This is a genomic window from Pseudomonas sp. ADAK18 (assembly GCF_012935695.1).
Taxonomy (GTDB): Bacteria; Pseudomonadota; Gammaproteobacteria; order Pseudomonadales; family Pseudomonadaceae; genus Aquipseudomonas.
The window spans coordinates 2,321,724-2,339,850 of the sequence record NZ_CP052859.1 but is presented as its reverse complement, the minus strand read 5'-3'; the positions used below and the strand labels follow the sequence as shown (position 1 = coordinate 2,339,850).

The window sequence follows — 18,127 nt, the reverse complement described above, 5'->3', positions numbered from 1 at the left end:
ATGAGTGCAAAGCAATTGGCTGGAACTGGCGAAGGATTCCGGCGACCATAGGCCCCCGCTTTTACCGCTTTATCGCAGGAGTCCGCGTGCCGCAACACACCCCCGATCTTCCTCCCGAACTGCGGCCCTTGGCCGAAATGCCCCTGTTGAAACGGCTCGCCGCTCGATTATTCGGCCACGGCCTGACGCGCCTGCGCGCCCAGCACCGTTTCTCCTGGCTACACGGCCAGGCCGACGGCTTTCGCAGCGGGCACACGGCAGGTGTGGATTATGGCTACAAGGAAGGCAAGCTCGATGGTATCGAGGAGGGTCGTCAAGTCCTGCTGATTCGCGACTTCCGTCCCGATGAACACCGCGCACCGGGCGTGGACGATCACCTGTTCGATGATTGGCGTCTGCCGCTCACCGCCGAGCTGAAAAAACGCATCAAGGCCGATGTGGCGCGCCTGCTGCCCGCCCATGCGCAACCGAGCGTTGCCCAGTGGAAGATGATTTTCAGCGATACGCCGTCCACCTCGGTGATTGCTGGCGCCGGTGCGGGCAAGTCCACCTCCCTGGTGCTGCGCATCTTGTTGCTCACCCATTACCTGGGCTTTGAACTGAGCTCGATGACCGTGGTGACATTCACCCGGGAGTCGCGTAAAGACTTCATCAACAAGCTCATGGAGATTCTCAGCCTGTGGGGCCAACCCCTTGGCATGAAAGAAGCGCAGGCGGTGGTGCGTACCTTCCATTCGCGTATCTTGCCGATGGTGCGCAGCCTGCCAGGCTTTGAGCGGCTGCAAGCGTTTGAAAACCTCAACGCCCGCACTGAAGCAGGTTTTGATGAGGCGGACAGCAACCCCTTCGAGCTGCGCATCAACGATACCCAGCGCCAGCAACTGAACGCCTGTTATTACGGGCTCCACACTCGTCATGAGCGGTTCCGTGAGCTGATAGCGCCTTTGGCACGCCACGCCCTGCAACTCAAGGAGCTGGAGCGCGACCATCCGGACGTGCAAAAACGGGTAGCGGTGACGGAGCTGGCGGCCAAGCGCGATGAAGAACTCTGTGATGTGATCGAAGACCTGTGGTTTCGTGCCGGCGCCTGGCCGATCAAGGGCATCGAACCGAATCGGCAAACGCTGGAGATCAACGGGGCGCAGTTCCACTGCCACGGCTATATCGCCGAGTTGGACGCCTGGGTGGTATTGGGCTTCGACCCTCGTGAGAACGCCCAGATCAGCCGCCCAGGTTCCAAACTGTCGGTGCGTGCGGAGTGGGCGGTTAAGCGCACACTATTTCAAGCTTTCTGTCGTAAGCCATTGATATGGCTTGAAAGCTATGAATCATCAAAGCGCCTACTGAGCAGCCTGGCTGGGGACGCAACCGCCGGGCCAGGCTTCGATTACAAGGTCAAAGGCGAATTGGCGTCGGCACCTCTGCTGGATAGTTTTGTCACGGCTGCCGGTTTTATCGAGAACCTGGGCCTGGATGTACCCACCGCCGTGGGACAAATGAGCTTTGCCAAGGACGACCCAGACCGTTTCTTTTTTGAAGCCCTGAGCATCTTCTGGAAGGCCCTGGAAGATCACTTGCTGGACCAATCACCGCCGATCATGACCTACAACCGGATGTTCTCGCTGTTTGGCGAAAATACCCCGGAAAACCTGAAGTTACTCAGTGATGGGCTACTGCGGCCGATGTCGCACCTGATGATCGATGAATTCCAGGACGTGTCACCGCAGATCGTCTCGTGGCTGCGCGCCAGCCTGCGGGAGATTCGCAGCCGTGGCCCAGCGATGCATGTGGGCCGTGGCGCGCAGCGCTCTTCGCTGCTGTGCGTGGGGGACGACTGGCAGTCGATCTATGGCTGGCGTGGCAGTTCGCCCAAATACTTCATGGAGTTCAACAAGGAGTTCCCGTCGCCCGCCACGACCCGGGTGATGCTGGGGGAGAATTACCGCAGTCATCAACATGTGATTGATGCCGCTGAGCATATCGTGCGGGCCGCTCCGGCCATCAGTGGCAAGAAGGCCAAGGCGAGTGGAGCACCGAAAGCCCTGGTGCCTGTGGTGGTGCGTGACCGCGACGATGCGGCCCTGGGTCGGGAGCTGTTAGCGCATTATCAACAGGGCGATTCAATATTAATGTTGTATCGAAAAAGTAGCGATAAGCTATTGATTCAAGAGCATATTCAATCTGTTGTTAATCTGGATTCGAGCTTGCCGCCCGCAGCACGCAGGCTCAAGCAATTGACCTATCACAGTGCCAAAGGGCTGCAGGCGGACGCCGTGTTCCTGCTCGGAGATTGCCAGCATCTGACGAGTTCGCCCTACAAGAATCAGGTCTACCGCATGGCGGGACTGGGCAAAGAGGGTGATGCCGACGCTTACGATTCTGCGCAAAAGGACGAAGTATTGCGCCTGGCCTATGTGGGCATTACCCGGACGGTAAGCCATTGCTATTGGTATATCGAAGGGCAGGACGCCCAAGGGGTGAATGTGCCGAAGGCGTCGGATCGTATTACGGGGAGCAAGGTGTTTTTTGATGATCAGCGCGGATCAAAACTGTAGGAGCGAGCACGCTCGCTCCTACAGAAAATCAGGCCCGAAGGGACAGCGGCGGCACAAACGACTCCAGCTCGTCCTCGACGGCCTCGATAATCCGCTCCACATCCGCCGCGTTCATCACGGTGGCGCAGGGGATGCCAGCAATGGCGATCAAGGTTTCGCCGGTGGCTCGATCAAACAGCCGGGCGATCATGCTTGCGGGAGTATCCATACTCGCCTCAAAGCCCATCGGGTGAAAATGCCAGCGCATCAGCTGGCAGGCGTTGGGGAACGTCACTTTATTCATATTGCCCACCTTGTTCATTGAGCGCTTCCTTTAGCTCGCGGCAGGGGTGCCATGACCGTCACTGGTCTTGGCCGTCGAATCATAAAAATAGCATTCGTTCGCAACACCATGGGTAGTTTTTTAGCTCCGTTCGGCGGTTGTCATCCATTAATTTGATGTGCGTCATATCCCACAGAACTTTGGGCAATAGGCCATTAGTCAGAACCATCAATTGGCCATTGAAGCCCTTGGAAAAGTTCGGCAAGCTCCGACGTTTGCCAGCCTCAGAGCGTTTTATGCCCGACATCGCCCCAGACGATGATTCCCACCAATCCCAGGCTACCGGCGAGATCGTCCTGCGCCATCATCTTTGCTGGAAGCGCCGGGACCTGGAAGGCGTAATGGCGTACTACCACCCGGCTATCCAGTACCACGACTTCTTCCAGAACCGCGTCGTGGGCTTCGATGAGCTGCGCGAATACCTGCACGCCAGCATGCCCCGCGGCCCCGACGAAGCCATTGAGCACAGTGATCGCATCCGTGTCGACGGCGACACCGCGTTCATTCAATACCGCATTACGCTGCGGGGCAGTCAGGGCCTGGTGTCGTTTCGCACCAGTGAAGCGATCACCGTGCGCGATGGCTTGATCTGGCGGGTCAATGAATATGCATCACTGGTACATGAGCAACCCACCAGCCGCACGCGCTCCCAGGCGCTGCGCCCAACCGTCAGCCGTCTGGGCCTGTCGCCCCAGCAGTTGAGTTACCTGGCCAACGACTTGCAGCAGTACTTCCAGCGCCAGCAACCCTATTTGGACCCGGAGCTGGACCTCCAACAGGTGGCCAAGGAGTGTGGTTACAGCCGCAACCAGATTTCCTACCTGTTAAATCAGGTGCTGGGGCAGAGCTTTTACCGCTACGTCAACCAGGCGCGTTTGCAGCATTTGCTTACGACGCTGGATAAGGCCCTGCCGCCGATTCGCATCGATGAGCTGGCCTTTGCCGCCGGTTTCAATTCCCTGTCGGCCTTCTACAGCTGCTTTCGTCAGCACACTGGCCTGTCGCCCAAGGCCTACGTCAAACAAATTTCCCTGCGTGCACGCGCGCAAGACGCTCCCTGAGGTCAGGCACTAGGATCACACCATCGATTTTGGATGGTGGAGTTGGGTATGCCGGCGTGGCGCAATATCAGTTTATGGATGGACCAGTTGGACGAGCCGCTGGTGGCGCGGCCGTCCCTGGAGCAGGACCTGGACGTCAACGTGGTGATTATCGGTGCCGGTTATACGGGGCTGTGGACCGCCTACTACCTCAAGCGCCAGGCCCCTGAACTGAAGATCGCCATCATCGAGGCGCAAACCGCCGGTTTTGGCGCTTCGGGCCGCAACGGTGGCTGGTTGATGGGCAATCTGTTGGGGGAAGACCGCTTACTGTCGGGTTTGTCCCCCGAGCAACGCCGCGCGTCGTTCGACTTGCTGCATGGCATCCCCGATGAAGTGGCCCAGGTGATCGAGCGCGAAGGCATCGCCTGTGATTACCGCAAGGGCGGCGTGCTGTACTGCGCCGCCCGTTATCCAGAGCAAGAAGCCAGCCTGCGCCAGTACCTGGAAAAGCTCCGTGCCCAAGGCCTCACCGAAGACGATTACCGCTGGTTGAGTCCGCAGCAGTTGGCCGAGCAGATCCGTATCGCCAAGCCCTACGGCGGGATCTACGCCCCCCATGTTGCGACTATTCACCCGGCCAAGCTGGTGCGCGGCCTGGCGCGCGTGGTCGAGCAAATGGGGGTCAACATCTACGAAAACAGCCCGGTGACCCACTGGCAGTCCGGCAGTCTACGCACCGGCAAGGCAGTGGTCCGCGCTTCCTGGGTGGTGCCGGCCGTCGAGGGCTATGCCACGACCTTGGCGCCGTTGGGGCGTTATCAGTTGCCGGTACAAAGCCTGATCGTCGCCACTGAGCCGCTGCCCGCCAGCACCTGGGACGAAATCGGCCTGAACCGAGGCCAGGCGTTTGGCGAAAGCAGCCGCCAGGTCACTTATGGCCAGCGCACGATGGACAACCGCCTGGTGTTCGGTGCCCGTGGCGGCTATCAGTTTGCCGGCAAGCTGCGGCACAACTTCGATCTTACAAACAGTGAAGTCGAGCTGCGCCGCTATCTGTTCGGCGAGCTGTTTCCCCAACTCAAGAACGTGCGCATCACTCACGCCTGGGGCGGCAACCTGGGCATGTCCCGGCGCTTCAGGCCGCACATGCTCTGCGATCACACGACGGGCATTGCCTTGTCCGGTGGTTATGGCGGTGAGGGCGTAGGGGCCAGCAACCTTGGCGGCCGGACCCTGGCGGACATGATCCTGGGCCTCGACACGTCGCTGGTCAGCCAGCCATGGGTTATCCCTCAAGGTTCCCTGGACGCGCTCAAGGCCTGGGAGCCGGAACCCTGCCGCTGGCTGGGCTACAACGCGATCATTCGCAGCTTTGTCCACGAAGACCAGACCCTCGCCAACCCCAGCACCGCGCCCTGGCGCCGACGCTTGGCCAGTGGGGTCGCCGGGTTTATGGAAGGTTTCATGCACTAAGTCGTTTCAATCACTACAGGTATGACCATGAGCATCACCCAATTCAAAAACGCCCTCGACACCCACTTGCCGGATTCGGCGCCAGTTGCCGTGCCCTTGGGTAGCCCCATTGCGCAGGCTTCGACCTTGAGCGTGGAGCGCAGCGATAACGTCGAGACCGGCATCTGGGAATGTACCCCGGGGCGCTGGCGTCGCCAGATCGTCGCCCAGGAGTTCTGTCACTTCATCCAGGGCCGCTGCACTTTTACCCCGGACAACGGCGAAACCCTGCACATCGAAGCCGGTGATGCACTCATGTTGCCGGCCAACAGCACCGGTATCTGGGACATCCAGGAAACCGTGCGCAAGACCTACGTGTTGATTCTGTAAACCTTTGATCCTTGATCGCCTGCCATAAAAACAGCCCTATAACCGCCAGGAAATCGACTCATGAAACCCATTGTCCTGTTGCCCCTGTTGCTGGTGGCCTCCCTCAGCCAGGCCGCTGAAACGGTAAAAATCTACAACTGGTCGGACTACATCGCCCCGGACACCACGAAGAACTTCCAGAAAGAGACCGGCATCGCCTTCACCTACGACGTCTATGACAGCAACGAAACCCTCGACGGCAAGTTGATGACCGGCAAATCCGGCTATGACGTGGTGTTTCCTTCCAACCACTTCATGGCCCGGCAGATCCAGGGTGGGGCATTGAAGAAGCTCGACAAGAGCCAGTTGCCCAACTGGAAAAACCTCAATCCAGTGCTGCTCAAGGCCCTTGAAAACAACGACCCGGGTAATGCTCACGGCTTCCCGTACCTATGGGGCAGCACGGGTATTGGCTACAACATCGATAAGGTCAAGGCCGTGCTCGGGGACAATGCCCCGGTGGATTCCTGGGACCTGATTTTCAAACCCGAGTACATGGAAAAGCTGCAGAAGTGCGGGGTTGCTATCCTCGACAACGGCCCGGAACTGCTGCCGGCCGCGCTGAATTACCTGGGCCTGCCGCACCACAGCAAGAACCCCGAGGACTACAAGAAAGCTGAAGCGCTGCTGATGAAAGTGCGGCCTTACGTCAGTTACTTCCATTCCTCGAAATACACCAGCGACCTGGCCAACGGCGACATCTGCGTTGCGGTCGGCTTCTCCGGCGACATCCTGCAAGCCGAAAGCCGCGCCACTGAAGCCAAGAACGGGGTGAAGATCGGCTACAACATTCCCAAGGAAGGCGCTGCCATCTGGTTCGACATGGTGGCCATGCCCGCCGACGCTCCAGATGAAAAGGCCGGTTATGCCTTCATGAACTACCTGCTGCGCCCCGACGTGATGGCCAGCATCACCAACCACGTGCACTACGCCAACGGCAACTCCGCGGCCGACAGCCTGGTGGACCCGGCGATCAAGGGCGACACCAAGGTCTACCCAAGCCCGGAAATGATGGGCAAGTTGTTTGCCCTGGAAGCGATGCCGCTGAACATCGACCGGATTCGCACGCGGGTGTGGAACACCATTCGCACGGGGCGTTGATCGGCAATATTTCGTTGTTCATCTGCGTCTCTGTCTAAGCGACAAAGCAGGTACTTTCCTTTCCTCCTAATATTGAACGGGAGGCAAGGAATGCCTGTATTGAACAACCCAGGACGATTAAGGATCGGGCGGGCGTCAGAGGTGGGTGGCGTGTATCTGTTGACCGCTGTGACTTACCACAGAGAACCAATTTTTGAGGATTGGCAGTTAGGGCCAGCCCTTTCAAGGTCTTTGAAAAAAACAGTCATTAGAGGCGCACATTAACCCTGTGGCGAGGGGGCTTGCCCCCGTTGGACTGCGTAGCAGCCCTAAAACCTGCCATCTCGATCTATCTGAAGAAACTCAGCGATCCTATTGGGGCCGCTTCGCAGCCCAACGGGGGCAAGCCCCCTCGCCACAGGTCAGTGTTCTACGTAGCCTCGCTGGCGCTCGACAGCTGCTACGAACGAGGTGCGTGGCGTAGGATGCGACGCCGAGGCTAAGGGTTCTCCAGATCATGCCCCAACGATTGGATAAACAACGAAAACAACTCCGGCTGTGACGAGATATCCAACTTGGCATACAGATGCCGGCGATGAACCTTGACCGTGTCCGGTGAGATGCTCAGGCGTTCGGCCATGGCCTTTGAAGAAAACCCGCGCAGCACCAGGCGAGCAATTTCCAGCTCGCGCTCCGACAGCACGCCGCTGCCAAAATGACTCAACGCATCACGAATCTGGCTGGCCATGGCGTCTGGCGCCGGCGCCCGCTGGGTGCTTTGTTGCCAATGCTGTTGCATCAACGGCAGTACCCAGGCGCAGAGGGTGGTCAGCAGTCCCGTTTCATCAGGGGTAAACATCCTCTGCATGCCCAGGGACAGGGATAAGGTCCCGCTGCCCGGCAACTGCAGAATGAACTGCGCCTCGTCTTCCAGCACGTTGTCGTGGAAGTAATTGAGGAAGTATTCGCTCTGGCGAAAGTGATCCGGTGCCACTTCTTCAAGGTGGTACACGCCGCTGGCGTAGCCGTCCCGACAGGCCTGGAAAAACGGATCGATCAAGTACAACCCATTGAGGTAGATCAGCATCGGTGTGGGTTTGTTGCTGGGTTGGGCGTCGTATTCCTCCAGTGCCTGGGGCGCGCCCTCAAGGGGGTAGAAAATCGCCAGGGCATTGTCGAAGGGCAGGCATTGGTGCAGCAACAGGATCAACTGCTTCCAGAAACGCTCGGTACCAATCTGTGACACGGTTCGGCCCAGTCCTGCGTGCATGCCGACTTCCCTGAACAGGCTCATGTACGGTGCTCCGACGGCGAAAAGATCGCGCAAGGTTTCGGCTTTTGCCCGTTCCCGTCAAGGGGAGTACTCCAATAGGGGAATTGGCTGCTTGAGACACAGGGTCTAGATTCGCTGACAGCCAGCGGGAAACATATCCCGCACTGCTATCCCTTTTCGTTTCTGCCTCAAACCAAGAATAACTACGAGGATAACGACATGAGTGCTTCCCCCGCGCTAGACGGCGTGCTTAAACCCACGTTAAGCGTATTCGACGTAGTCGCCATCACCGTCTCGGCGGTGACCCCGGCCAGTTCCGTATTCGTGATCGCGCCGTTTGCCATCCAGCAGGCCGGCAGCGGGGTGTTCCTGGCTTTCGTGATGGCGGCGGTGCTCGCGCTGATGTTCGCCTTCTGTTACGCCGAACTGGGCCGTGCCCATAACAGCGCCGGGGGTGAATACGTTTACGCCAAGCGTGTGTTCGGCGGCATGGCCGGCTACGCAACCTTCCTCACGGTGCTGGTGATGTTGCTGTTTATCCCGCCGGTGCTGGCCACCGGTGCCGCAACCTATCTCAATAACGCCCTGGGCACTAAATTCGACTCGCAAACCGTGGCCCTGGTGATTGTGGTCTGCAGCTACGCCCTGGGTATTCTCAATATCAAGCTCAACGCCTGGATTACTGGCACCTGCTTGCTGTTGGAAGTGGCCGCGTTGCTGGTGATCGTGTTTATCGGTTTCGGCAATCCGGTGCAGTCGGCCAGCGTGTTGTTCCAACCGCAAATTGTCGAAAACGGCGTGCTGCACCTTGCGCCATGGGCTCTGGTGATTGGCGCAGTGGGTATCGGTCTGTTCTCATTCAATGGCTATGGCCCGGCAGTGCTGCTGGCCGAAGACATGAAATGTGGCGGCAAGGGCGTGCACAAGGCGGTGTTGTGGTCCTTGGGTTTAGTAGTGGTGATCGAATTGGTACCGATCACGGCGCTGCTGATTGGCGCGCCATCCCTCAGTGCAATGATCAGCAGCCCCGATCCTATCGGTTACCTGTTGACCAGCCACGGCAATGAGACCTTGTCACGGCTGGTGAGCGCCGGGATCTTCCTGTCGGTCTTCAATGCCATTGTCGCCATCGTCATCCAGATTGGCCGGGTGGTATTCAGCAGTGGTCGCGATGCGTTGTGGACGCCGAGCATCAATAAACTGTTCACCCGTATTCATCCGCGCTGGGACTCACCGTGGTTGGCGACGCTGTTCCTGGCGATTCCGTCGGCGCTGCTCAGTTTCAGCTCCAACCTGGCGGACCTGACGTCCTTCAGCGTGCTGCTGATCATGCTGGTGTACTTGATAGTGGCCTTGAGCGCGCTGATGAGCCGGGTACTGCTGCGTGATCGCGAGCATCCCTACCGTATGCCACTGTGGCCACTGCCGGCGCTGCTGGCAGTACTGGGAGCCAGCTATCTATTGTTTACCCTGATCCTTGAGGCTTCAGCCCGGGACATCATGATTATCATCGGCTTGTTGGCGCTGTCGGTGATTTTGTATTGCATCAGCGGCCGGTTGAGTCCGGCGTTCCAGAAACTGTAAGGAGTGGTTATGCGCGCACGTCAATTGGGCATCACGTTGGGTCTGGGCACGCCCGGTGAATTGAATGCCATTACCGACGTCCCAGGCGTTCGGGTTGGCCACAGCACCCTCAAGACCCGCATCGATGGCAAACAGGTCCGCACCGGCGTGACGGTGATCCAGCCCCGAGCGGGTGAGGCCCGGCAACAACCGTGCTTTGCCGGCTACCACGTGCTCAATGGCAACGGCGACGCCACTGGCCTGGAATGGATCAGCGAGTCGGGCTTGCTGACCACGCCACTGGCGATCACCAATACCCACAGCATCGGCATTGTGCGTGACACCTTGATTGCCCTGGAGCGGGAAAAGCTGGCGGACCCTGCGGTGTATTGGTGCATGCCGGTGGTGATGGAAACCTATGACGGCTTGCTCAACGACATCTGGGGTCAGCACGTCGGCCCGGAGCATGTTCGCGAAGCCTTGGCCGGCTCTGTATCAGGCCCGGTACAGGAGGGCGCAGTCGGTGGCGGTACCGGGATGATCTGCCATGAATTCAAGGGCGGTATCGGCACGGCGTCGCGCCGGTTATCGGCGGAGCAGGGCGGTTGGACCGTGGGGGTGCTGGTGCAGGCCAATCATGGCAAGCGTCAGGAGTTGCGGGTGGATGGTTACCCGGTGGGGCGTCACTTGACAGAGATTCCTTCACCGTTTGCCGAGCGCGGCACGCCGGGCATGGGCTCGATCGTGGTGATTCTCGCCACCGACGCGCCCTTGCTGCCGCATCAGTGCCAGCGGTTGGCGCAACGGGCGTCCATCGGCATTGCTCGCACGGGCGGTGGCACCGAGGACTCCAGTGGCGACCTGTTCCTGGCGTTCGCCACCGGCAACCAGGATTTGCCGCCAGCGGATTATGGGCGCAAGGGTTTGCCGTTCAGCACTCCGTTGGCGATGGTCAACAACGATCATATTTCGCCGCTGTTCAGTGCCGCCGCCGAGGCGGTGGAGGAGGCGATCATTAATGCGATCCTCGCCGGGGAGGACATGGATACCGACGAGGGTGTTTTGGTGCCAGGGCTTGATGGGCAGACACTGCTCGGAGCGTTGCGCACAACAGGTTGGCGTACGCGTCTGCTGTAGCCGCTGACGAGGCACGAGGCTGCGATGCGGTCCGCAGGAGCGCCCTCGGGGTCGCTTCGCCACCCAGCGCAGCCTCGTACCTCGGCAGCGGCTACACGCTGTGCAAGTGTGTCCCCATAATAGGGGACACACTGTCAATACTATTAAAAGTAGTGGCTCTTTAATCTTGGTAATGACACGGTGGCACTTTCTTAGTGCACCCAAACAATATATTGGATCCACTTAGCGGCTGAATGTGAGCTGCTTAACACTTAAAGCTTTAGTAGTATTTAATATTTAAATACAGGCTTGCACCTGTTTAGCCCAATGAAGGCTCAAGACAAAGGAATATTCAGAGTCATTTGCCCGTGTTTGCAGGAGTTGTTGATCCAGCGCATTTTTGTCGTGAAAAAAGTGCTGGACGATTGATTTCGAATTGTGTCAGTTTTTCTACCGCCTTCATAAGAGGCGAGTGATAGGACGATCTCGCCAGAGATGGTCGCTATCGGACAAAAACTGTTCCACTTGCAAACAAGGAAGTACGTTTATGTCAAAAGTAAAAGACAAAGCTATTGTATCGGCGGCTCAAGCAAGTAGCGCTTATACGCAAATTGATAGCTTTAGCCATCAGTACGACCGCGGCGGCAACCTCACGGTCAATGGCAAACCCTCGTTCTCTGTCGACCAGGCAGCCGACCACCTACTACGCGAAAACGCGGCGTACCGGGACATTGACGGCAACGGCAAGATCGATCTTACCTACACCTTCCTGACCTCGGCTTCCACGGCGACCATGAACAACCATGGTATCTCCGGGTTCAGCCAGTTCAACACCCAGCAGAAAGCACAGGCCGCGCTGGCCATGCAATCCTGGGCGGATGTGGCCAACGTCACCTTTACCGAGAAAGCCTCGGGCGGTGACTTCCATATGACGTTCGGCAACTACAGCAGTGGCCAGGATGGCGCGGCAGCGTTTGCCTATCTGCCGGGTACCAACGAGAAGTACAACGAGAGTGGCCTTGATGGCACCTCCTGGTACCTGACCAATAGCAGCTACACGCCGAACAAGACACCGGACCTGAACAACTACGGTCGTCAGACACTGACCCACGAAATTGGCCATACCCTGGGCCTGTCCCACCCCGGCGACTACAACGCCGGGACTGGCAACCCATCCTACAAGGATGCGGACTACGGACAAGATTCACGTGGTTACAGCGTCATGAGCTACTGGAGCGAGAGCAACACCAGCCAGAACTTCACCAAAGGCGGCGTAGAAGCTTACTCGTCGGGTCCGCTGATCGATGACATCGCCGCGATCCAGAAGCTCTATGGTGCCAATTACGCAACCCGTTCGGGCGACACCACCTACGGCTTCAACTCCAATACCGGGCGTGATTTCCTCAGCGCCACCTCGAACTCCGACAAACTGGTGTTCTCGGTATGGGACGGTGGCGGCAACGACACCCTGGACTTCTCCGGCTTCACCCAAAACCAGAAAATCAACCTCAATGAGACCTCGCTCTCTGACGTTGGTGGCCTGGTTGGCAACGTTTCCATTGCCAAGGGTGTGACCGTAGAAAACGCCATCGGTGGTTCCGGCAATGATCTGCTGATCGGTAACGCTGCGGCCAACACCCTCAAAGGCGGTGCCGGTAACGACATCATCTTCGGTGGTGGCGGTGCGGACAAGCTGTGGGGCGGTGCAGGTTCGGACACCTTTGTGTTCGGTGCCAGCTCTGATTCCAAGCCGGGTGCAGCGGATCAGATCCTGGACTTCACCTCGGGTTCGGACAAGATCGACCTGACCGGTATCACCAAAGGCGCCGGCCTGAGCTTCGTGAACTCGTTCACCGGTCACGCAGGCGACGCAGTGCTCAGCTATGCCTCAGGTACCAACCTGGGCACGCTGGCAGTGGACTTCTCCGGGCATGGCGTGGCGGATTTCCTCGTCACTACCGTAGGCCAGGCAGCCGTCAGCGACATCGTGGCCTGATTCAGGCGTAAAGGAGAGCGGTGCGCGCGCGCCGCTCTCTGCCCTTGCATCCACCCTGCAAACGGGCGAAGGTGCCGGAGCATGAAAGGAAGCGCCCATGAACAGATATCGCACCGCAGCCCGCCGGGTTTTCCTGGGGTTGTTTATGTCGGCAGGAGCCACAGCCATGGCAAGTAGTTTGATTTTACCCAGCCCCGCACAGCTGGCGGGACACTGGGAGTTGCACCAGCAAAACCAGGTTTGCCCACTGGACCTGATTGAAAACGCCAGCGCCCTGGGCGGTGACGTGGAATGCGCCAGCCGTTGGCTGGGAGAAAAACCCACCAGTTGGTCGCCTACACCCGATGGTATCTGGTTGATGAACGCCGAAGGCACAGGCATTACTCACTTGAACCGTGAGAAAGAAGGCGAATACGAAGGTCGGACTAAATCCGGAAACCTAGTTGTACTAAGGCGTGCACCTTAATTGTGCAATTACATGAGTTTCACGTTATATCGTTATAACCAATATCCATCGTCTCGATGGATTAAAAAGAGTGCGTAGAGCACCCCACTATTGGTTTGTCTGTCACTTTTAACGCCCCACAAGGGTTTTGATAGTTTGCCCGCCCCACACCGGGTCGCCCGGCAAACTATTGTGCGCATTTCAGCTCAGGGAAATTAAGCAACATGGCGAAGACCACTCCCGTTGCACCACTGTTCAAAGCGCTCGGCGATTACAAAAGTATTCTGATCAGCATTGGCTGCTTCACCGCATTGATCAATGTGCTGATGCTGGTGCCCTCGATTTACATGCTGCAAGTTTACGACCGCGTTCTTTCCTCCCAAAACGAAACCACCCTGGTCATGCTGACGCTGATGGTGGTGGGCTTCTTCGCCTTTATCGGTGTGCTGGAAGTGATCCGTAGTTTTATCGTGATCCGTATCGGCAGCCAGTTGGAGCGCCGCTTCAACCTGCGGGTATACAAGGCTGCGTTCGAACGCAACCTGAAGCGGGGCGAGGGGCACGCCGGGCAATCCCTGGGGGACTTGACCCACATTCGCCAATTCATCACCGGGCCTGCGTTGTTTGCCTTCTTTGACGCACCATGGTTCCCGATCTACCTGTTTGTGATCTTCCTGTTCAACGTCTGGCTCGGGGTGCTGGCCACTGCGGGTGCGGTACTGCTGATTGCCCTGGCGTGCCTCAACGAATACCTGACCAAAAAACCGTTGGGGGAAGCCAGCGGCTACTCCCAACAGTCGACACAATTGGCGACCAGTCATCTGCACAACGCTGAAACCATCCAGGCCATGGGCATGCTCGGCGCGTTGCGCAAACGCTGGTTCCAGGTGCACTCACGGTTTCTGGGGTTGCAGAACAAGGCCAGCGACACTGGTTCGATCATCAGTTCCCTGAGCAAGTCATTACGGCTGTGCCTGCAATCGCTGGTACTTGGGTTGGGCGCGCTGCTGGTGATCAAGGGCGACATGACCGCCGGGATGATGATCGCCGGTTCCATTCTGATGGGCCGGGTGTTGAGCCCTATCGATCAATTGATTGCCGTGTGGAAGCAATGGAGCTCGGCCAAGCTGGCCTACCAACGCCTGGATGGCCTGTTGCAGGAGTTTCCACCGGAAGGCGAGCAGATGGCCTTGCCGGCGCCCAAGGGGCAGGTGAGTTTCGAGCAAGTCACGGCCGGGCCTCCGGGGCGCCGGATGGCGACCTTGCATCAAGTCAGCTTCGGCCTGGCGGCTGGGGAGGTACTGGGCGTGCTCGGCGCTTCCGGCTCTGGCAAATCGACTCTGGCCCGCGTGTTGGTGGGCGTCTGGCCGACCCTGGCGGGCACCGTGCGCCTGGACGGTGCGGACATTCACCGTTGGGACCGTGACGACCTCGGCCCGCATATCGGCTACCTGCCGCAAGACATCGAACTGTTCAGCGGCAGCATCGCCGACAACATCGCGCGCTTTCGCGAGGCTGATCCCCAACTGGTGGTGCAGGCTGCCGAGCAAGCCGGCGTGCACGAACTGATCCTGCGCTTGCCCCATGGCTACGACACCGTACTGGGTGACGACGGCAGCGGCCTGTCGGGTGGGCAGAAACAACGGGTGGCCCTGGCCCGGGCCTTATACGGCAACCCTCGGTTGATCGTGCTCGATGAGCCCAATTCCAACCTCGACACCGTCGGCGAAGCCGCCTTGGCCAGTGCCATCGTGCAGATGAAGGCCCAAGGCAGCAGCGTGATCCTGGTCACTCACCGTTCCTCGGCCCTGGCCCAGGCCGACAAGTTGCTGGTGCTCAACGAAGGGCGCTTGCAGGCGTTCGGCCCAAGCCAGGAGGTGTTACGCGCATTGTCCGGTCAGCAACAAGAAGCGCCGCGTGAAAAGGCCGGGGTCAGCCTCAGCCGTCAGTATCAAGCCGGAAGGAACCCAGGCGCATGAGCATCGACAACAGCATTCAAATCAACCACGACTATGAGCAGACGCACCCTGAGCGCGACGCACGGTTCTTTGCCCGCATGGGATGGATCCTGACGGTGGTCGGCGCCGGTGGCTTCTTTCTCTGGGCCAGCCTGGCGCCGCTGGATCAAGGTATTCCGGTGCAAGGCACGGTGGTGGTTTCCGGTAAACGCAAAGCAGTGCAAACCCTGAGCCCTGGCGTGGTCAGCCGGATTCTGGTGCGTGAAGGGGAGGTGGTGAAACAAGGCCAGCCGCTGTTTCGCCTCGACCAGACGCAAAGCCAGGCCGATGTGCAATCGCTGCAAGCCCAGTACCGCATGGCCTGGGCCAGCGTCGCTCGCTGGCAGAGCGAGCGTGACAACCGTTCCAGCATCACCTTTCCCGCCGAACTGAGCGGCAGTCCTGACCCGGCCCTGGCCCTGGTGCTGGAAGGTCAACGCCAACTGTTCAGCAGCCGCCGCGAAGCCTTTGCCCGGGAACAGGCGGGGATCCGCGCCAGTATCGAAGGTGCTACGGCGCAACTCAACGGCATGCGCCGTGCACGCACTGACCTCACCGCTCAAGCCCAGTCCCTGCGCGACCAGTTAGCCAACCTGCAACCCCTGGCCGACAACGGCTATATCCCGCGCAACCGCTTGATGGAATACCAGCGGCAACTGTCCCAGGTGCAACAGGACCTGGCGCAGAACACCGGGGAAAGCGGGCGAGTGGAGCAGGGCATCCTCGAATCGAAACTCAAGCAGCAACAGCACGTCGAGGAATATCAAAAGGAGGTGCGCAGCCAACTGGCGGATGCGCAACTGCGCAGCCTGACCCTGGAGCAGCAACTGACGTCCGCCGGGTTTGACTTGCAGCACAGTGAAATCAACGCCCCGGCTGACGGCATCGCGGTCAACCTTGGGGTGCACACCGAAGGCGCCGTGGTGCGCGCCGGTGAAACCCTGCTGGAGATCGTGCCTCAGGGCACGCGCCTGGAGGTGGAAGGCCATCTGCCGGTGCACCTGGTGGACAAGGTCGGCACTCACTTGCCGGTAGACATCCTGTTCACCGCGTTCAACCAGAGCCGTACGCCACGGGTGCCGGGGGAAGTCAGCCTGATTTCCGCCGACCAGATGCTCGACGAGAAGACCGGCGCGCCGTACTACGTGTTGCGTACCACCGTCAGCGACGGTGCCCTGGAAAAACTCCACGGCCTGGTGATCAAGCCAGGGATGCCGGCGGAGATGTTTGTACGCACCGGTGAGCGCTCGCTGCTCAATTACCTGTTCAAGCCGCTGCTGGATCGCGCCGGCTCCGCGTTGACTGAGGAATGAGCATGAAGTCAGTGTTCATTTCCCTGTTCCTGGTGTGCGGTACTGTCCAGGCGGCCATGGGCCCGTTTGATGTCTATGAGCAGGCCTTGCGTAACGATCCGGTATTTCTCGGCGCCATCAAGGAGCGCGATGCCGGCCTGGAAAACCGCATCATTGGCCGCGCCGGACTGTTGCCACGGCTGTCCTACAACTACAACAAGGGGCGCAACGACTCCGAGGCTCACTTGCCGGACTCCCGCACGGGTGGGACGTCTCGCGATGATCGCAACTACACAAGCTTCGGCTCCACCTTCAGCCTGCAACAGCCGCTGTTTGACTACGAAGCCTATGCCAACTACCGCAAGGGCGTGGCCCAGGCGCTGTACGCGGATGAAAGCTTTCGCGACAAGAGTCAGGCGCTGCTGGTGCGAGTACTGAGCTATTACACCCAGGCCTTGTTTGCCCAGGACCAGATCGATATTGCGCGGGCCAAGAAGAAGGCCTTCGAGCAGCAGTTCCAACAGAACGAACACCTGTTCAAGCAGGGCGAGGGCACCCGCACCGATATCCTCGAAGCTGAGTCGCGTTATGAGCTGGCGACCGCCGAGGAAATCCAGGCACTGGATGAGCAGGACGCCTCGCTGCGCGAATTGGGCGCGCTGATTGGCATGCCCAGCGTCAATATCACTGACCTTGCACCGCTCAACGCAGGTTTCTCCACCTTCACCCTGACTCCGGCCAACTACGACACCTGGCATGAGCTGGCACTCACCAACAACCCGACGCTGGCGTCCCAGCGCCAGTCCCTGGAAGTGGCGCGCTTCGAAGTGGAACGCAACCGCGCCGGACACTTGCCACGGGTGACGGCTTACGCCACCTCCCGGCGGCAGGAGTCGGACACGGGTAACACCTACAACCAGCGCTACAACACCAACACCATCGGCGTGGAGGTCAGCGTGCCGATCTATGCCGGTGGCGGCGTATCGGCCTCGACCCGCCAGGCCAGTCGTGCCATGGAGCAAGCCGAGTACGAACTGGAAGGCAAGACCCGGGAAACCCTGATCGAACTGCGCCGCCAGTTCAGCGCCTGTTTGTCGGGGGTGAGCAAGCTGCGGGCCTATCAAAAAGCCCTGGTGTCGGCCGAGGCCCTGGTGATCTCGACCAAGCAAAGCATCCTTGGCGGCGAGCGGGTCAACCTCGATGCCCTCAACGCCGAGCAGCAGCTGTACAGCACCCGTCGCGACCTGGCCCAGGCCCGTTACGACTACCTGATGGCCTGGACCAAATTGCATTACTACGCCGGCAACCTGCGGGACACCGATTTGGCCAAGGTGGATGAGGCGTTTGGGCCGATGGCAGGCAAGTAACGGGATGCCTGTGATGGAGTTTTTTTGTGCTGAGTGGGCTTTTGTGGCGGGCGGGCTTGCCCGCGTTGGGGCGCGCAGCGGCCCTGAAACCTGAGACCGCGTTTTGTCTGATGTATGGATGCGAGTTTGTTGGGGCTGCTACGCAGCCCAACGCGGGCAAGCCCGCTCGCCACAAAAGCCCGCTCGCCACAGAACAA

14 protein-coding genes are annotated in these 18,127 nt (G+C 59.3%); 12 read left to right on the top strand and 2 right to left on the bottom strand.

Going from position 1 to position 18,127, the window contains the following annotated elements:
* Positions 1-86: 86 nt before the first annotated feature.
* Positions 87-2,555: a UvrD-helicase domain-containing protein gene (locus tag HKK55_RS10535; RefSeq protein WP_169354605.1), complete on the top strand. Its 2,469-nt coding sequence runs from the start codon at positions 87-89 to the stop codon at positions 2,553-2,555.
* A gap of 28 nt (positions 2,556-2,583) precedes the next feature.
* Here the strand turns inward: HKK55_RS10535 and HKK55_RS10530 are convergent, their stop codons facing one another.
* Positions 2,584-2,856 carry a DUF1652 domain-containing protein gene (locus HKK55_RS10530; RefSeq protein ID WP_169354604.1) on the bottom strand — a complete coding sequence of 91 codons (273 nt, stop codon included), beginning with the start codon at positions 2,854-2,856 and terminating at the stop codon, positions 2,584-2,586.
* A 257-nt stretch (positions 2,857-3,113) separates the two neighbouring features.
* On the opposite strand from HKK55_RS10530, the gene HKK55_RS10525 reads away from it, so the two are divergent.
* From HKK55_RS10525 to HKK55_RS10510, 4 genes are read left to right on the top strand one after another with little or no spacing between them, the layout of a single operon-like run.
* Positions 3,114-3,938, top strand: a complete 825-nt coding sequence (locus tag HKK55_RS10525) for an AraC family transcriptional regulator (protein WP_169354603.1) — start codon at positions 3,114-3,116, stop codon at positions 3,936-3,938.
* Positions 3,939-3,986: 48 nt separating this feature from the next.
* Positions 3,987-5,393 (top strand): FAD-binding oxidoreductase, encoded by a 1,407-nt coding sequence (locus tag HKK55_RS10520; RefSeq protein WP_169354602.1) that lies wholly within the window; start codon positions 3,987-3,989, stop codon positions 5,391-5,393.
* A gap of 27 nt (positions 5,394-5,420) precedes the next feature.
* The gene (locus HKK55_RS10515) at positions 5,421-5,762 is read left to right on the top strand and encodes a cupin domain-containing protein (protein ID WP_169354601.1); all 342 of its coding nucleotides are present in this window, start codon (positions 5,421-5,423) and stop codon (positions 5,760-5,762) included.
* Between the two features lie 60 nt (positions 5,763-5,822).
* A complete protein-coding gene (locus HKK55_RS10510) occupies positions 5,823-6,902 on the top strand; it encodes a polyamine ABC transporter substrate-binding protein (RefSeq protein ID WP_169354600.1) in 1,080 nt (359 codons plus the stop codon).
* Positions 6,903-7,380: 478 nt separating this feature from the next.
* Here HKK55_RS10510 and HKK55_RS10505 read toward each other — a convergent pair whose 3' ends face one another.
* Entirely contained in the window at positions 7,381-8,175 is a 795-nt protein-coding gene (locus tag HKK55_RS10505) for a helix-turn-helix transcriptional regulator (RefSeq protein WP_169354599.1), read from the bottom strand.
* 198 nt (positions 8,176-8,373) lie between these two features.
* Between HKK55_RS10505 and HKK55_RS10500 the strand changes: the two genes are divergently transcribed.
* The 7 genes from HKK55_RS10500 to HKK55_RS10470 all read left to right on the top strand — a co-directional run bounded on the left by HKK55_RS10500 (position 8,374) and on the right by HKK55_RS10470 (position 17,930).
* On the top strand, positions 8,374-9,738 hold the full coding sequence (locus HKK55_RS10500) for an APC family permease (protein WP_169354598.1): 1,365 nt from the start codon (positions 8,374-8,376) through the stop codon (positions 9,736-9,738).
* Between the two features lie 9 nt (positions 9,739-9,747).
* Positions 9,748-10,854 (top strand): P1 family peptidase, encoded by a 1,107-nt coding sequence (locus tag HKK55_RS10495; RefSeq protein ID WP_169354597.1) that lies wholly within the window; start codon positions 9,748-9,750, stop codon positions 10,852-10,854.
* A 526-nt stretch (positions 10,855-11,380) separates the two neighbouring features.
* Positions 11,381-12,829: a serralysin family metalloprotease gene (locus HKK55_RS10490; protein ID WP_169354596.1), complete on the top strand. Its 1,449-nt coding sequence runs from the start codon at positions 11,381-11,383 to the stop codon at positions 12,827-12,829.
* Between the two features lie 97 nt (positions 12,830-12,926).
* A complete protein-coding gene (locus HKK55_RS10485) occupies positions 12,927-13,295 on the top strand; it encodes a protease inhibitor Inh/omp19 family protein (RefSeq protein WP_169354595.1) in 369 nt (122 codons plus the stop codon).
* Positions 13,296-13,498: 203 nt separating this feature from the next.
* Positions 13,499-15,253, top strand: coding sequence for a type I secretion system permease/ATPase (locus HKK55_RS10480; protein WP_169354594.1), 1,755 nt, complete (start codon positions 13,499-13,501; stop codon positions 15,251-15,253).
* Complete coding sequence (locus HKK55_RS10475; RefSeq protein WP_169354593.1) at positions 15,250-16,584, top strand: HlyD family type I secretion periplasmic adaptor subunit; 1,335 nt, start codon at positions 15,250-15,252, stop codon at positions 16,582-16,584. Before HKK55_RS10480 ends, HKK55_RS10475 begins: the two co-directional genes overlap by 4 nt.
* Positions 16,585-16,586: 2 nt before the next feature.
* Positions 16,587-17,930, top strand: a complete 1,344-nt coding sequence (locus tag HKK55_RS10470; RefSeq protein ID WP_169354592.1) for a TolC family outer membrane protein — start codon at positions 16,587-16,589, stop codon at positions 17,928-17,930.
* Positions 17,931-18,127 lie beyond the last annotated feature (197 nt).

Excerpts from the sequence above, each read along its gene's own strand:
- HKK55_RS10475 (WP_169354593.1), top strand. The coding sequence starts at position 15,250 with ATGAGCATCGACAACAGCATTCAAATCAACCACGACTATGAGCAGACG.
- HKK55_RS10485 (WP_169354595.1), top strand. The coding sequence starts at position 12,927 with ATGAACAGATATCGCACCGCAGCCCGCCGGGTTTTCCTGGGGTTGTTT.
- HKK55_RS10500 (WP_169354598.1), top strand. The coding sequence starts at position 8,374 with ATGAGTGCTTCCCCCGCGCTAGACGGCGTGCTTAAACCCACGTTAAGC.
- HKK55_RS10530 (WP_169354604.1), bottom strand. The coding sequence starts at position 2,856 with ATGAACAAGGTGGGCAATATGAATAAAGTGACGTTCCCCAACGCCTGC.
- HKK55_RS10505 (WP_169354599.1), bottom strand. The coding sequence starts at position 8,175 with ATGAGCCTGTTCAGGGAAGTCGGCATGCACGCAGGACTGGGCCGAACC.
- HKK55_RS10520 (WP_169354602.1), top strand. The coding sequence starts at position 3,987 with ATGCCGGCGTGGCGCAATATCAGTTTATGGATGGACCAGTTGGACGAG.
- HKK55_RS10510 (WP_169354600.1), top strand. The coding sequence starts at position 5,823 with ATGAAACCCATTGTCCTGTTGCCCCTGTTGCTGGTGGCCTCCCTCAGC.
- HKK55_RS10515 (WP_169354601.1), top strand. The coding sequence starts at position 5,421 with ATGAGCATCACCCAATTCAAAAACGCCCTCGACACCCACTTGCCGGAT.
- HKK55_RS10495 (WP_169354597.1), top strand. The coding sequence starts at position 9,748 with ATGCGCGCACGTCAATTGGGCATCACGTTGGGTCTGGGCACGCCCGGT.
- HKK55_RS10490 (WP_169354596.1), top strand. The coding sequence starts at position 11,381 with ATGTCAAAAGTAAAAGACAAAGCTATTGTATCGGCGGCTCAAGCAAGT.
- HKK55_RS10525 (WP_169354603.1), top strand. The coding sequence starts at position 3,114 with ATGCCCGACATCGCCCCAGACGATGATTCCCACCAATCCCAGGCTACC.
- HKK55_RS10470 (WP_169354592.1), top strand. The coding sequence starts at position 16,587 with ATGAAGTCAGTGTTCATTTCCCTGTTCCTGGTGTGCGGTACTGTCCAG.
- HKK55_RS10480 (WP_169354594.1), top strand. The coding sequence starts at position 13,499 with ATGGCGAAGACCACTCCCGTTGCACCACTGTTCAAAGCGCTCGGCGAT.